The 13,031-nt window shown below is 65.6% G+C and carries 13 protein-coding genes and 1 other RNA gene; 4 read left to right on the top strand and 10 right to left on the bottom strand.

Annotated elements, in window-relative coordinates:
* Nucleotides 1–282: 282 nt before the first annotated feature.
* A complete protein-coding gene (locus tag ACCQ12_RS16085; protein WP_372382229.1) occupies nt 283–3,462 on the top strand; it encodes an outer membrane beta-barrel protein in 3,180 nt (1,059 codons plus the stop codon).
* 1,014 nt (nt 3,463–4,476) lie between these two features.
* Here ACCQ12_RS16085 and thiE read toward each other — a convergent pair.
* Nucleotides 4,477–5,097 (bottom strand): thiamine phosphate synthase, encoded by a 621-nt coding sequence (gene thiE / locus ACCQ12_RS16080; RefSeq protein ID WP_372382228.1) that lies wholly within the window; start codon nt 5,095–5,097, stop codon nt 4,477–4,479.
* Between the two features lie 51 nt (nt 5,098–5,148).
* Between thiE and ACCQ12_RS16075 the strand changes: the two genes are divergently transcribed.
* Nucleotides 5,149–5,361: a rubredoxin gene (locus tag ACCQ12_RS16075; RefSeq protein ID WP_047696986.1), complete on the top strand. Its 213-nt coding sequence runs from the start codon at nt 5,149–5,151 to the stop codon at nt 5,359–5,361.
* A gap of 81 nt (nt 5,362–5,442) precedes the next feature.
* On the opposite strand, the gene ACCQ12_RS16070 is transcribed toward ACCQ12_RS16075, so the two are convergent.
* The 8 genes from ACCQ12_RS16070 to ACCQ12_RS16035 all read right to left on the bottom strand — a co-directional run bounded on the left by ACCQ12_RS16070 (nt 5,443) and on the right by ACCQ12_RS16035 (nt 10,235).
* A complete protein-coding gene (locus ACCQ12_RS16070) occupies nt 5,443–6,324 on the bottom strand; it encodes a SirB1 family protein (RefSeq protein WP_039410446.1) in 882 nt (293 codons plus the stop codon).
* A 40-nt stretch (nt 6,325–6,364) separates the two neighbouring features.
* On the bottom strand, nt 6,365–6,811 hold the full coding sequence (locus ACCQ12_RS16065; RefSeq protein WP_047696879.1) for a DUF192 domain-containing protein: 447 nt from the start codon (nt 6,809–6,811) through the stop codon (nt 6,365–6,367).
* A gap of 421 nt (nt 6,812–7,232) precedes the next feature.
* Nucleotides 7,233–7,880, bottom strand: a complete 648-nt coding sequence (gene rpiA / locus ACCQ12_RS16060) for a ribose-5-phosphate isomerase RpiA (RefSeq protein ID WP_039410440.1) — start codon at nt 7,878–7,880, stop codon at nt 7,233–7,235.
* A gap of 94 nt (nt 7,881–7,974) precedes the next feature.
* Nucleotides 7,975–8,445: an EVE domain-containing protein gene (locus ACCQ12_RS16055; protein ID WP_372382227.1), complete on the bottom strand. Its 471-nt coding sequence runs from the start codon at nt 8,443–8,445 to the stop codon at nt 7,975–7,977.
* Nucleotides 8,442–9,032, bottom strand: a complete 591-nt coding sequence (locus tag ACCQ12_RS16050) for a 5-formyltetrahydrofolate cyclo-ligase (RefSeq protein WP_372382226.1) — start codon at nt 9,030–9,032, stop codon at nt 8,442–8,444. The genes ACCQ12_RS16055 and ACCQ12_RS16050 overlap by 4 nt, the downstream gene beginning before the upstream one ends.
* A 405-nt stretch (nt 9,033–9,437) precedes the next feature.
* Nucleotides 9,438–9,621: non-coding RNA, 6S RNA (gene ssrS, locus ACCQ12_RS16045), on the bottom strand.
* A gap of 96 nt (nt 9,622–9,717) precedes the next feature.
* A complete protein-coding gene (locus ACCQ12_RS16040; RefSeq protein ID WP_166745248.1) occupies nt 9,718–10,017 on the bottom strand; it encodes a cell division protein ZapA in 300 nt (99 codons plus the stop codon).
* Nucleotides 10,014–10,235, bottom strand: a complete 222-nt coding sequence (locus ACCQ12_RS16035; RefSeq protein ID WP_039410450.1) for a TIGR02449 family protein — start codon at nt 10,233–10,235, stop codon at nt 10,014–10,016. Before ACCQ12_RS16035 ends, ACCQ12_RS16040 begins: the two co-directional genes overlap by 4 nt.
* Nucleotides 10,236–10,470: 235 nt before the next feature.
* On the opposite strand from ACCQ12_RS16035, the gene ACCQ12_RS16030 reads away from it, so the two are divergent.
* A complete protein-coding gene (locus tag ACCQ12_RS16030) occupies nt 10,471–11,013 on the top strand; it encodes a YecA/YgfB family protein (RefSeq protein WP_372382225.1) in 543 nt (180 codons plus the stop codon).
* A gap of 13 nt (nt 11,014–11,026) precedes the next feature.
* On the top strand, nt 11,027–12,355 hold the full coding sequence (locus tag ACCQ12_RS16025; protein ID WP_372382224.1) for an aminopeptidase P N-terminal domain-containing protein: 1,329 nt from the start codon (nt 11,027–11,029) through the stop codon (nt 12,353–12,355).
* A 158-nt stretch (nt 12,356–12,513) separates the two neighbouring features.
* Here the strand turns inward: ACCQ12_RS16025 and ACCQ12_RS16020 are convergent, their stop codons facing one another.
* Nucleotides 12,514–12,912, bottom strand: a complete 399-nt coding sequence (locus tag ACCQ12_RS16020) for an XVIPCD domain-containing protein (RefSeq protein WP_372382223.1) — start codon at nt 12,910–12,912, stop codon at nt 12,514–12,516.
* Between the last annotated feature and the right edge of the window lie 119 nt (nt 12,913–13,031).

Here is a 13,031-nt window from a genome sequence, read left to right as displayed (position 1 = left end):
CAGTGGGGACATCGATGCCCGGCAGCGGGCATCGCGTTCGCCATTGTCAGGCCTGCGGCCTCGCGCGCCTACCCGGCAGAGGCCTGCCTACCCGTCGGAGCCGGCGGGTAGGGCAACCCGGCTGCCTATGATCGGACACAAGGGGACCGGGCGTTTGGGCATGAGCTGATGGCATGCGGTCATTGGCGCCCCGCTGCAGATGTTCAGAAAGTGTGATTCCGGTGGCCGTTGGCCCCGTTCATCCAGTCGCCTTGCCGACCGTTCCAGACTTGGGGAGAAAGCATGAACCGTAGTATCCAGAAGCGTGCGCTGGCGTTGGCCCTGGTGGTGGCCATCGGCGGTGCACACGCGCAGTCGACCACCGGCAGCATCGTCGGCAGCGTGGGGCAGGGCAGCGGCACCAGCGTGGTGGTGGAAAACAACAGTGGCCTCAGCCGCGAAGTGCCGGTGGACGCGCGTGGCCGGTACACCGCCGGCAATCTGCCGTTGGGCACCTACAAGGTGACGGTCAAGCGCGACGGCGCGGTAGTGGAAACCCGCGAGAACGTGGCCATTACCGTGGGCGCCAACACCGACGTGTCGTTCGCCGCCAGCGCCGCGGGGAGCGGCGTGCAGACCCTGGACAGCGTCACCGTCAACGCGGCCAGCCTGGCCACCATCGACGTCAGCAGCGTGGATACCCGCACCGTGGTCACTGCAGAGCAGCTGGCGCAGCTGCCGTTGGGCCGCACCGCCGAAGCGATCGCGCTGCTGGCGCCGGGCGTGGTGGTCAACAGCGGCGGTTTCGACAACGGCCCGCTCGGCGGCTCGCTGCCCAGCTTCGGTGGCTCGGCCGCCAGCGAAAACGCGTATTACCTCAATGGTTTCAATACCACCACCATCAGCAACAATCTCGGCGGCCTGACCCTGCCGTACGGAGCCATCGACCAGCAGGAAATCTTCACCGGCGGCTATGGCGCACAGTACGGGCGCGCCAACGGCGGTGTGATCAACCAGATCGGCAAGCGCGGCACCAACGAGTGGAAGTTCGGCGCGGCGGTGATCTGGGAGCCGAACGGCCTGCGTGCCAACCAGGGCGACATCTACTGGCGCCCGGACAGCCAGGCCAGCACCGTCAACAACGCCGCCTACCGCTACGCGCGTGCGGCCAATGGCCTGTACCAGCCGGCCAGCGAAGCCGAGGCCAACCAGACCACTTACAGCGCCTACGTCGGTGGCCCGATCATCCAGGACAAGTTGTTCTTCTTCCTGGCCGCAGAGCAGGTGGATTCGGATGGCGTGCGCGTGGGCACCAATCGCGACACCGACAACGGCCGCACCGGCGGCCTGACCGACTACGACTACAAGCAGAAGCGCTGGTACGCCAAGGTGGACTGGAACATCACCGACAACCACCTGATCGAGGTGACCGGTGCCAGCGACGAGGCGGAGACCAACGGCTCGATTTATCGCTACGACTATGTCAACCGCACGCGTGGCAGCTATTTCACCGACGAATCCACCTGGAAGACCGGCCCAACGCTGTTTACCGGCAAGTACACCGGCTACCTGGGTGACAACCTCACCGTGACCGCGCTGTACGGCAAGATGCGCACCCCCGACGAGCTGACCCCGTTCAACTACAACGCGGCCGGGGGACCGGTGATCAATAGCGCGGCGTTGCAGAATCCGGCCTACACCGGCGGCACGCCGCGTATCGGCAACCAGCTGGTCACCTCGGTCAGTTCGCCGGATCGCGAATACAAGAAAGACAATCAGCGCCTGAATCTGGAATGGCGCCTCGGCCACCACACGCTCAATTTCGGTATCGACAACCAGAAGTCCGAAGGCATCGACGTCGGCTCGGTGCTGTCCGGCCCCGGCTTCGCCTGGACCTACGGCCAGACCAACGACCCCAACGGGTTGGCCACCGGCGGGCTGGTCAGCCAGTCTGCCAACGAAGCCGGCGGCATCGGCGCGCCAAGCCCGGGCCTGGTCGATCCGGTCAACGGGTCCAGTGGCTACTACGTGGTGCGCAACATCAACACCAGCCTGTACTCCTACGAGGCCAAGCAACGCGCCTATTACATCGAAGACAAGTGGCAGGTCACCGACAACCTGTTGTTGAGCATCGGCCTGCGCAAGGACGAGTTCACCAACTACACCCCGTTCGGCGACCCCTATATTGAAGTGGATAACGCGTGGGCGCCGCGCTTGGGCTTCAGCTGGGACGTCAATGGCGATTCCAGCCTGAAGGTGTTCGGTAACGTTGGCCGCTATTACCTCGGTCTGCCGCTGTCGGCCGTCAGCTTGTTCACACCGGCCACCACCACCGATACCTATTTCACCTACAGCGGCATCAATGCCGACGGCACGCCGGTGTTGGCGCAGCAGCTCGGCTCGGCCGTATCGGCCAATTCGCGCTTCGGCCGCATCGCCGATGTGCGCACCGCAGTGGCCAAGGACATCGAAGGCGAGAACCAGGATGAAGTCATCCTGGGTTTCACCAAGCAGCTCGAAAGCGGCTGGGTGCTCGGCGTGCGCGGCACCCACCGGCGTCTCAATGCCGGTATCGACGACCAGAACTACGACGTCTCCAACACTGCGCTGATCAACGCGGCCGCCGCGCAGGGCGTGACCATCGATTTCTCGCAAGTCGCAGGCGCCTCGCTGATCAATCCCGGCCAGACCAACACCTGGGGCGTGATCGGCACCGACGGCCAGTTCCACGAGGTGTCGGTCAGCCGCGAAGCGGCGGGCTTCCCGAAGTTCAAGCGCAACTACTCGGCCGTGGAGTTCAACCTGGAGCGTCCGTTCGACGGCCAGTGGTACGCCAAGGTCAATTACGTGTGGTCGCATAGCTACGGCACCACCGAAGGCCAGGTGCGTTCGGACCTGTGGCGTACCGGCGGCGCACTCGGCAGCTATCAGGGTCAGGCGTCGGTTTCCACAACGCAGAGCTGGGACCACGCAGCACTGATGGAACATTTCAACGGCGATCAATCCAACGATCACCGCCATCAGCTCAAGCTGTTCGGCTTCTACCAGTTCAACCCGCAATGGGGCGCCTCGGCCAATTTCAGCCTGATCTCCGGCGCGCCGCATAACTGCCTGGGCAATTACTACGGCACCGAATACAGCGGCCGCGATCCGGCCGGCTACGGCGGCAGCGCCATCACCGGCGGTCCGTACCACTACTGCTACAACCCGGAAACCGGCACCGGCGTGGCATCGCCCCCGGGCTCGCAGGGGCGCCTGGGCTGGATCGCCCAGCTCGACATGGGCGTGACCTACAAGCCGGCCTTTGCCGACGGCAAGCTGGCCTTGCGCTTCGACGTGTTCAACATCACCAACGAGCAGACCGCGACGAACATCTATCCGTTCTCGCAGCTGCCCGACAACACCACCAACCCGCTATGGAATCAGGTGGTGGCCTACCAGGCACCGCGCTCTGGCCGGGTGACGTTGAGCTACGATTTCTGATCGGATCACGCGACAAAGGCAGTCCCGGCAGCGACGCGTGAAAGCACGCGTCGCTGTTTTCGTTTTGGGTGATGGCGGCCGAATTGACGTCACCGTGATGAGTGAAGGCAGGCAGCCTGGGTGATGGCTTGGCTAAGCGGATTGTCCGATGTAGTCGAACAGCCCCGACGCGCAGGTTGCAGCAACTTCGCAGAGCGGATGATCTGCGAATTGCTGCAGGGCCCTTGCCTGCCCACCATCACGGGACACGCTGCAAGTACGTCCATGTAGCTCCGTGGCGGCATCCATGCCGCCAAGGGTCCCGCGACGGTGGGCGGGCAAGGACCAGTCGAGATGGTCGGTGGGCAAGGCTCTCAACCAGCGCTTGGCAAACTGGCGACGCGGTGCTTTTGCTCTTCAACAAAACCACCAACCAACTGTCTGGCGTGGTGTCCTCGCCGATTGCGGGACCGTGTGGCGGCATGGATGCCGCCACCGAGCCTCCAGGGACGGATTCACGGCGTGTCCCGCAAGCGGTGAGGGCACCGCGCATTCGACCAGACGTGAAGACAGCCAAGCGATCGCGATACGCACGGTGCAGGTGTCTCAACCTGGTTGCTCGCTACGGACAGATCAGGCGGAGAGCGGATCATCTTCGCCTTTGCTGCAGGGCCCTTGCCCGCCCACCATCGCGGGACACGCTGCAAGTACGCCATGTAGCTCCGTGGCGGCATCCATGCCGCCAAGGGTCCCGCGACGGTGGGCGGGCAAGGACCAACGGAGATGGTCGGTGCGCACAGGTTTCAACAAGCAGCCGGCAAGCTGGCGACGCGGCATCTTCGTTTTTCGACAAAACGACCAGCCAGGTGTGTGATGCGGTGTCCTCACCGATTGCGGGACGCCAAGGGTCCCGCGACGGTGAGCGGGCAAGGCCCCGTCACGATGGTCGGTGTGCCTGGTGCAAGCAAGGCATCAATCCTGCGCGACGGCGTACGACGCAGCCAGCATCGATCGTCTTCAACGCTTGCCGCATTATCACGCAAACCCTGCGCGGTATGCCTGCACTGCTGCGACCGGATCTGGCGCCGCATACACGCCGCTGACCACGGCAATCAGGTCGGCACCTGCAGTCACCAGCGCGGGCACCTGCGCAGTTGCGATGCCGCCGATCGCCACCCGGGGTAGACCAAGCTCGGCCGCTTGCTGCAGTAGCGCCGGCGTCGCGCGCCGGGTGGTCTGCTTGGTGGTGGTCGGGAAAAACGCACCGAACGCGACATAGCTGGCACCCGCGGCGGCGGCGGCGCGCGCGCGCTCGATCTCGTCGTAGCACGACACCCCGATGATCGCCTGCGGCCCCAGCCGCCCGCGTGCGGCTGCCACCTCGCCATCGTCTTCGCCCAGATGCACCCCCTGCGCACCGACCTGCGCGGCCAGTTGCGCATCGTCGTTGATGATCAAGGGCACACCGTGCGCCGCGCAGGCCTCGCGCAGGGCGCTGGCCTGGCGCAACCGCAGCGCCCCATCGGCCTGCTTGTTGCGATATTGCAGCCAGGCGATTGCTGGCAATAACGGCACGGTGCGCAGGAGCAGGCGCTGGGTATTGGGCTCGTCCGGGGTGATCAGGTACACGCCGCGGGCGTCAAGGCGTTGGGGCATGGCAGCGCTTCCGAAAGCGGTGGATGGGATGGGACAATGCTGGCCCCACCGTTGCGTGACCGCGATTATCCGATGAGCGACACATCCACCACCACCTACCGCACCTGGATGTGCGTGGTCTGCGGGTTCCTCTACCACGAGGCCGACGGCATTCCCGAAGAAGGCATTGCGCCCGGCACCGCCTGGCAGGACGTGCCCGAGAGCTGGACCTGCCCCGATTGCGGTGTCACCAAGGACGACTTCGAAATGGTGGAAGTCGACTGACCGCTTGCCTGCCCGGACCGGGCATCGACCACCTGCCGCGCCATGCCGTAGCGGCTGAGCGGGTAGAAGTGCGCGGGGGGCTCAGTGCGCCCGCGCGCGCTGGCTGTTCAGTTCCACCAGGTGCTCGTGCAGATGGGCCGCGTCCTGCGCGCTCGGGTTGAGTAGCAGGTAGCGCGAGAGATCGTGGCGGGCGCCATTGCGATGGCCCAGATGCAGATAGGCCATGCCGCGGTCGCGCAGTGCTTCGGGTTGGTCGGGCACCAGCTTCAGGATGCGGTCGGCGCTGCGTGCGGCGCGGTCCCAGTGCTCGGCATCGGCGTACACGCCGTGCAGGTTGCGCAAAATGCGGATCAGGATCGCGCGGTGCGGTGCCGGGTCGAGAATTTGCGCCAGCGCACGGTCGTCGGGGATTTCGCCGCCCAGGTGCGGGCGCGCGCGCTCGCGCAGCTCGTCCACGCCCAGCGGGCGACCACCGTTGAACGGGTCCATCACCAGGACCCCGTCGTCGACCGGCAGGCGCACCAGGAAATGTCCTGGAAACGACACCCCCGCCAGCGGGATGCCCAGGCGCCGGGCCACCTCGATCTGCACCATCGCCAGCGAGATCGGATTGCCCAGCCGGCGCTCGAACACCTGGTTCAGATAGCTGTTGCGGGGGTCGTAGTACTCGTCGTGATTGCCGGAATAACCCAGTTCATCGAACAGGTAGCGGTTGACTGCCGCCATCTTCAGCGGCCACAGATCGATCGCCTCCACCTCGCGGCGCAGGTGCTCGACGTGGCTCTGCACCAGCGTGTCATACAGCTCGGCATCCAGCTGTGGATACTCGTCGCGTGCGATCAGCAACGCGGTGGACATCAGTGGCACCGCATCGTCGTCCAGGCTGGCGAGCGCGGTCCAATGGGGAAGTGGGAGCATGTCGACCATGCTGACAAGAGTGTCGGCAAGCGGCGCGGGGTTCAAGTCCGGTACTTCCTGACAGGAGACACCGCATCGCTGTGAATCACTTCAGCTTGGGAATATCCGGGCTGAAAGTGAGTTCGGCGCCGTCCTGCAGGTTGAGCCTGGCGGCCTGGCCGGCATTGAGCTCCAGCACATAGCGGGCCGGCGCCTTGCTGGGGTAAGGCGGGCAGGCGTCGCCGGCCGAGCACGGCGGCACATCGCGCTGTTGCGACACCAGCCGGCGCTGGTTGTCGAAATACAGGATATCCAGCGCGATCTTGGTGTTCTTCATCCAGTAGGCCATCGGTTCCTGGCGGTCGTGGATGAACAGCATGCCGCGGTCTTCGTCCATGGCGTCGCGGAACATCAGCCCCTTGGTCCGGTCGGCATCGTTCTGTGCCAGTTCTACCTGATAGCGCGTACCGGCCAGTTCCACCCAGGAGCCGCCGCTGGCGCAGCCGCCAAGCAGGAGCAGACAGGCAAGACCAAGGAAGCGGGCAGGGCGCATGCGGCAAACCGATGAGGCGGGGATGGCGCACCTTCTGCCATGCACCGGCGTGCGTCAAGTCGCGGCGGCAGGCGATGCAGTGCGGTGCCGGGCAAGGCATCGGGACGGGCTGATTGCCCGCTGCGCATCGCGCGGCCACGGTGCCGCCTCGCCCAGCGCGCGGGATGCGGGAAGGTCGCTCCGCAACGGTAGCGCACTGCATCCGCCTGCGAGCGGGGAGACACGTTCCGCTTACAGATGCGCCGCGTGCGGACCTCTGTATGTAGACAGCGAGCAAGTTGCGCCGGGCGTGCAGCGTTCGAGAGTCGCGGCACTGGCCACCGCTGTGAAGAGACCATCTGCAACGCTGCGCTGCCGGCGCGGCCCTGGTGTCGGAATGTCTGCGCGCCGTCGGGCGCACGAACATCGTCCGCGTCGTGCCTCAGAGCACGCGCGGCGGTGTGCCGCCGACGATCACCACATCGGCCGGGCGGCGCGCAAACAGGCCCACGCAGACCACGCCCGGAATCTGGTTCAAGCTGCGCTCCAACGCCACCGGATCGGTGATCTGCAGGTTGTGTACGTCCAGCACCACGTTGCCGTTGTCGGTCACCACGCCGTCGCGCCACACCGGCTGGCCGCCGGTCAACGCCAGGATCTGGCGAGCAACCAGGCTGCGTGCCATCGGAATCACCTCCACCGGCAGCGGAAACTTGCCCAGCACCGGCACTTGCTTGCTCGGGTCGACGATGCAGATGAAGCGTTCACTGGCCTCGGCAATGATCTTCTCGCGGGTCAGTGCCGCACCGCCGCCCTTGATCAGGCAGCGGTTCGGGTCGCACTCGTCGGCGCCGTCCACGTACACCGACAGATTGCCGGTGTGGTTGAGATCCAGCACCTCGATGCCGTGCTGGCGCAGGCGTGCGGTGCTCTGTTCGGAACTGGAGACCGCGCCCTTGATGCGGTGGCCGATACGGCCCAGCGCATCGATGAAGTAGGCCACCGTCGAGCCGGTACCGACACCGACGATCATGCCGTCTTCCACGTAATCGAGTGCCTTCTCGGCGGCCAGGCGTTTTGCGTCGGACATTTGGGAGCTCGGGATTAGTGATTGGAGATTTGGGATTCGTCTAGGCGGTGCAACGCGGGCGGGCATTGAGCGAATCCCCAAGCCCCAATCCCGGTTATTCGAGCCCTAAAAGCAACTTCCACTGCGCGGCGGTCACCGGCAGGATCGACAGGCGATTGCCGCGCGCGATCAGCGGGAAGCCTTCGCCCAGTGCATCGGCGTGTTGCTTGATTTCATCCAGCGAAATCGTGCGCTTGAGTTTGCGCTCGAACGCCACGTCCACCAGCATCCAGCGTGGGTCTTCGCGCGTGGACTTGGGGTCGTGGTAGTCGGATTTTGGGTCGAACTGGGTGTCGTCCGGATACGCAGTGCTGGCGACCTTGGCGATGCCGACGATGCCGGGCACCTTGCAGTTGGAGTGATAGAAGAACACCCCGTCGCCCACCTGCATGCCGTCGCGCATGAAATTGCGCGCCTGGTAGTTGCGCACGCCGTTCCACGGCTCGGTGCCGACGCGTTCCAGATCATCGATGGAGAACGTATCCGGCTCGGACTTCATCAACCAGTAGCGCTTGCGGGCAGTCATGCAGAGAGGCTGTCGTCTTTCAGGAAAGTGGCGTGTTCGGTGCAAATGGCGTCCACGCCCACGTCCCAGGATTCGGTCGGCAAGGCAGGCACCTGCTGTGCGGCAAAGCCGACGCCCACCAGCCAGGGCGGCGGCGCTTGGCGATGCCGGAACGCGAAGCTGCGATCATACCAGCCGCCCCCCATGCCCAGCCGCCGGCACGCCGCGTCGAAACCGGTCAGCGGGGTCACCACCAAGGCCATGTCCTGTGGCGCCAGCGTATCGGCCAGATCCACGTCCGGCTCGGGAATCCCGTAGCGATTGCTGACCAGTCCCTGGCCCGGCCGCCATGGCGCAAAGCGCAGCACACGTCCGTCCAGCACCGGCAGGCAGTAGCGCACGCCGGCCGGCAAGCTCAGCTGCCAGCGGTGCAGTGCGATCTCGCCATCCATCGCCCAATACCCGGCCACCGCACCGGCCCGCGGCGCGAACGGCAGCGCCAGCAAGCGTTCGGCCAATACATCGGCGGCGGCCAGTCGCTGCGTGGCCGGCAGGCTGCGGCGTTGCGCACGCAACTGCTGACGCAGCGCGTCTCGGTCCTGGGTCATCGGTGTCTCGCAGCGGTCGAAGGCGCATATTGTCGATGGCCCAGGTCCAGCTGCCTAGCGCCATGTCGCAATGTTCAACATCTCGTTCGAACGTCCGGCGTCCGGTCGGAACGTCGGGCACCAGGTCTGGACGTGCCGCCGGGCAATCGCCTCGTGGCCGGTTGGCGGAGCGCGGTGCTCACGCGCTTGGCGTAGAGAACATGTCTTCGTGCGTTCCGTCCGATGACATGCTGCGCACGTGCGCTCCTGAGGCTGCCCTCCAGGGTGTCGCATCATTGACAGGCCAAGTCCGCATCAGCGCCCCAGGACACAAAGGCTGCATCGCTGCGCGCGGCAGGCGTCATGCCCAAACGCTTCGCCAAACACACAAAAAGAAACGACGCCCGAAGGCGCCGTTTCAGATTTGCATTCTCCGCGGTGACGATGCGGGCGAAACGACCTTGAACCCGGGGTTCAAGTGGGGACGTTGTGAGGCCATCGGGCTTCCCGCTACAAGGCGGACTTGCACACCCGGCTTCGTCGCGCCCCCGTGGTCGTAATTAAGGGACAAGGCGAATGTTTTGCACGCTGTCGTTTACAGCAGAGAACGCAGGTGAAGTATAGACCTCTGCTGCGCGATGGCTAGCCCATTCGTCGGCACGCGGTCGCAAAAATTCATCTTTGCGACGGCAGTGCGACGTCGCGCTCAACGTGGTGTGTCGGCCAGGCCGTCCAGGCGACGGTTCAAGCTGTCCAGCGTATTCGCCAATTCACGATCGTAGAGCGCTTGTTGGTCGCGCAACTGCTGCAACTCATGTGCAAGATTGAGCGCAGCCAGCACCGCCACACGATCGACCGCTGCCATGCGGTTGCTGCCACGGATCTCGCGCATGCGCAAATCCAGCAGGCGTGCTGCAGCGGTGAGGCTCTCGCGTTCTTCGGCAGTCACGCCAACCGTGTATTCACGATCCAGAATACGCACGCTGACCGGTTCGTTGCTGCTCACGTGTGCTGCTCCAGTGACTTCAACCGCACGATCATGGCTTCCACCCGCGAGCGTGCCTGCTCGTTCTTGGTCAGCAGTTGCGAACGCTCGCCGATCAATTGTTCCTGCTGATGGCGCAGGCTACGGTTCTCGTCGGTCAACCGTTGCGTCCGCTCCACAAGCGCCTCCACGCGGGCGGCGAGTGCGCGGATCTGAGCGAGGGCGGCAGCGTTGTCCATGCGCTCACGATAGGGGCGCGCGCGCGTCACGGTCAAGCGCCGCTCACAGGCCGGTCACGCGCCATGAAGCCAAGCCTGCCAAGGGCTGCCGCCGGCCTGACCCGCTGCAGCGCGTGGCCCCTGGAACGCTGCATGGAGCGACCGGATCGCGGTTGGGACGGGCGGCCTTGATACACTGGAAAGTCTCGTCGCCCGCCTCGCGCGGGTGCCTTCTGTTCCTAGCCTGGATGACCCGATGGATCTGCCTGACGTAACCGCTGTGCAAACTGAAAGCCGTCAGCTTGGGCTGGCGTCCTCTGCGGCGGAGTTGCACGGTGGGCTATGCGGGTGGTTGTCCGGTGGTGGGGCCGACAGCGGCGACTGGCTGGCCCGCATCCTGGCCGACAACGCCCAGGCGGCGCCCAGGCAGGGCGGCGCGCTGGATCGGTTGCACCAGGCCACCGTGGCACAGCTGGAAGACCGCGACTTTGCGTTCGATCTGCTGCTGGTCGAAGATGGCGCCCCGTTGCCGGCGCGTACCGATGCGCTGTTCGATTGGTGCCGCGCGTTTCTGGGCGGCTTCGGGTTGGCCGCGCAGCAGCGCCCGGCGCTCACCGAAGAAGGCGAAGAAGCGCTGCAGGATCTGGCCCGCCTGGCGCAGGCATCCAGCGACGATTTCGATGCCGGCGAAGAAGACGACACCGCCCTGGCCGAGATAGAGGAATTCGTCCGCGTGGCGGTGCTGTTGCTGCACGGCGACTGCGTCATGGGGCCGCGTTTTCGCCAACGTCTGAACTGATCGTCGTTCCGTCATGAAGAAGCTCACCGGGATCGGCGCGGCCGAGTATGCGCGCCGGCGCAAGCAACTGATGCAGATGGCCGGCGAGCACGCCATCCTGATCCTGCCCGCCGCTCCCGAGCGCGTGCGCAGCCACGACACCCATTACCCGTACCGGCAGGATTCGGACTTCTGGTATCTGAGCGGCTTTCCCGAGCCCGAGGCGGTGCTGGTGCTGGTGCCCGGTCGCCGGCACGGCGAAGCCATCCTGTTCTGCCGCGAGCGCGATGCCGAGCGCGAAGCCTGGGACGGCCCGCGTGAGGGGCAGGAAGGGGCGGTGGAACGCTACGGCATGGACGACGCGTACCCCATCGACGATGTGGACGAGATCCTGCCGGGTCTGCTGGAAGGGCGCAGCCGGGTCTATTACCACTTCGGCCGCGATGTCGATTTCGATCTGAAGCTGATCGGCTGGCTCAAGCGGGTGCGCGAGCAGGTGCGTCATGGCGCGCAGCCACCGCATGAATTCCTGGAGCTGGGGCATCTACTGCACGAGCAGCGCCTGTTCAAGTCGCGCGATGAACTCGCCTTGATGCAGCAGGCCGCCGACATCAGCGTGCGTGCGCACCTGGCCGCCATGAGACTGGCACGCCCGGGCGTGCACGAGTACGAACTGCAGGCCGAAGTGGAGCGCGAATTTCGCGCCGCCGATGGGTGGCCGGCCTACGGCAGCATCGTCGGCACCGGCAGCAACGCCTGCGTGCTGCATTACCGCGCCAACAACGCGCGCAGCCGCGACGGCGATCTGGTGCTGATCGATGCCGGTGCCGAATACCGTGGGTATGCGGCCGACATCACCCGCACGTTCCCGGTCAACGGCCGCTTCACGCCGGCACAGCGCGCCCTGCACGATCTGGTCGGTGCGGCGCAGGCGGCGGCGCTCGCGCAGGCGTGCCCCGGCGTGGCCTATGAGGCCGGGCATCTGGCCGCGGTGGAGACCTTGACCGAGGGCCTGCTACGCCTGGGCCTGCTCAAGGGCAAGCTGGAACGCAACATCGCCGAGGGGCATTACAAGCGCTTCTATCGACACAAGACCGGCCACTGGCTGGGCCTTGACGTGCACGATGTCGGCGATTACCGGCTGGCCGGCGACTCGCGCCTGCTGGAACCCGGCATGGTGTTCACCATCGAGCCGGGGCTCTATGTCTCTGCCGACGACACCACGGTGGAGCCCAGGTGGCGCGGCATCGGCATCCGCACCGAAGACAACGTGCTGATCACCGGCGATGGCCACCGCGTGCTGACCGATGCACTGGCGCGCAGCGCCGACGAGATCGAAGCGGTGATGGCCGGCAGCGCGTAACCGCCGGCGCGCGGCAGGGTCGCAGCGGCCAACACACCGCAGTGAGCGTCATGAAGGCGCAGGCAAAACGCAGTCGCCGCAATGGACGCGTGCTTACGCCGATCCCAGGCACCAGCTGCGCCCGCCTGGCGACTGCACAGGCGTTTTGTCGGCTGCGTTTATTGGCCCAGCTGCGGCGTCTGGGTGCGGTCGGGGTGCTGCACCGGCTCGCTCGGCCCGGCGAGTTGACGCGCGCGCTCGAAGGATTGTTCTTCCGGTGTGCCCAGCGCCTGTTCGGTTTTCATGTGCGCACGCAGGTGCGCCGGATTGGACGGGTCGCCTTGCACCACGAACACGTTCTCGCCGCCGTGCACGCCGCGATGGTTTGCTTCGCTCATCAGCACGTGATCCACGCGCGACAGCCCGCCTTCCTTGGCCAGCGGCAACAAGGCGGCGGTGAGACGTGCGCTGGTCTGATCGGGCGTGCGACCGTGCGCCGCATCGATCGCATGCACGCCGCGTTCGATCTGCTGGTACATCGCGTGGTCCGGGTGCGCGCTCTGGCGTGGGTCGTTCATGGCAGTGTTCCGTGTGGTGGTGCTGCAGCGTAGCGGGGCGTGATCGGGTGGTGGATGGCGCGGTTGGGCGCCCATTTCAGGTCTTTCGCCATTGTGGCCCGGCATTGCACACCGTGGTG

Origin of the sequence: Xanthomonas sp. NCPPB 1068, assembly GCF_041479385.2 — a bacterium.
Classification (GTDB): Bacteria; Pseudomonadota; Gammaproteobacteria; order Xanthomonadales; family Xanthomonadaceae; genus Xanthomonas; species Xanthomonas cannabis.
This window is presented reverse-complemented; position numbering and strand designations above follow the sequence as displayed.

Bases quoted from the DNA above. Each gene is read 5' to 3' on its own strand.
- ACCQ12_RS16050 (WP_372382226.1), bottom strand. From the start codon at position 9,032: ATGACCCAGGACCGAGACGCGCTGCGTCAGCAGTTGCGTGCGCAACGC.
- ACCQ12_RS16020 (WP_372382223.1), bottom strand. From the start codon at position 12,912: ATGAACGACCCACGCCAGAGCGCGCACCCGGACCACGCGATGTACCAG.
- ACCQ12_RS16030 (WP_372382225.1), top strand. From the start codon at position 10,471: ATGGATCTGCCTGACGTAACCGCTGTGCAAACTGAAAGCCGTCAGCTT.
- ACCQ12_RS16085 (WP_372382229.1), top strand. From the start codon at position 283: ATGAACCGTAGTATCCAGAAGCGTGCGCTGGCGTTGGCCCTGGTGGTG.
- ACCQ12_RS16035 (WP_039410450.1), bottom strand. From the start codon at position 10,235: ATGGACAACGCTGCCGCCCTCGCTCAGATCCGCGCACTCGCCGCCCGC.
- ACCQ12_RS16025 (WP_372382224.1), top strand. From the start codon at position 11,027: ATGAAGAAGCTCACCGGGATCGGCGCGGCCGAGTATGCGCGCCGGCGC.
- rpiA (WP_039410440.1), bottom strand. From the start codon at position 7,880: ATGTCCGACGCAAAACGCCTGGCCGCCGAGAAGGCACTCGATTACGTG.
- ACCQ12_RS16055 (WP_372382227.1), bottom strand. From the start codon at position 8,445: ATGACTGCCCGCAAGCGCTACTGGTTGATGAAGTCCGAGCCGGATACG.
- ACCQ12_RS16065 (WP_047696879.1), bottom strand. From the start codon at position 6,811: ATGCGCCCTGCCCGCTTCCTTGGTCTTGCCTGTCTGCTCCTGCTTGGC.
- thiE (WP_372382228.1), bottom strand. From the start codon at position 5,097: ATGCCCCAACGCCTTGACGCCCGCGGCGTGTACCTGATCACCCCGGAC.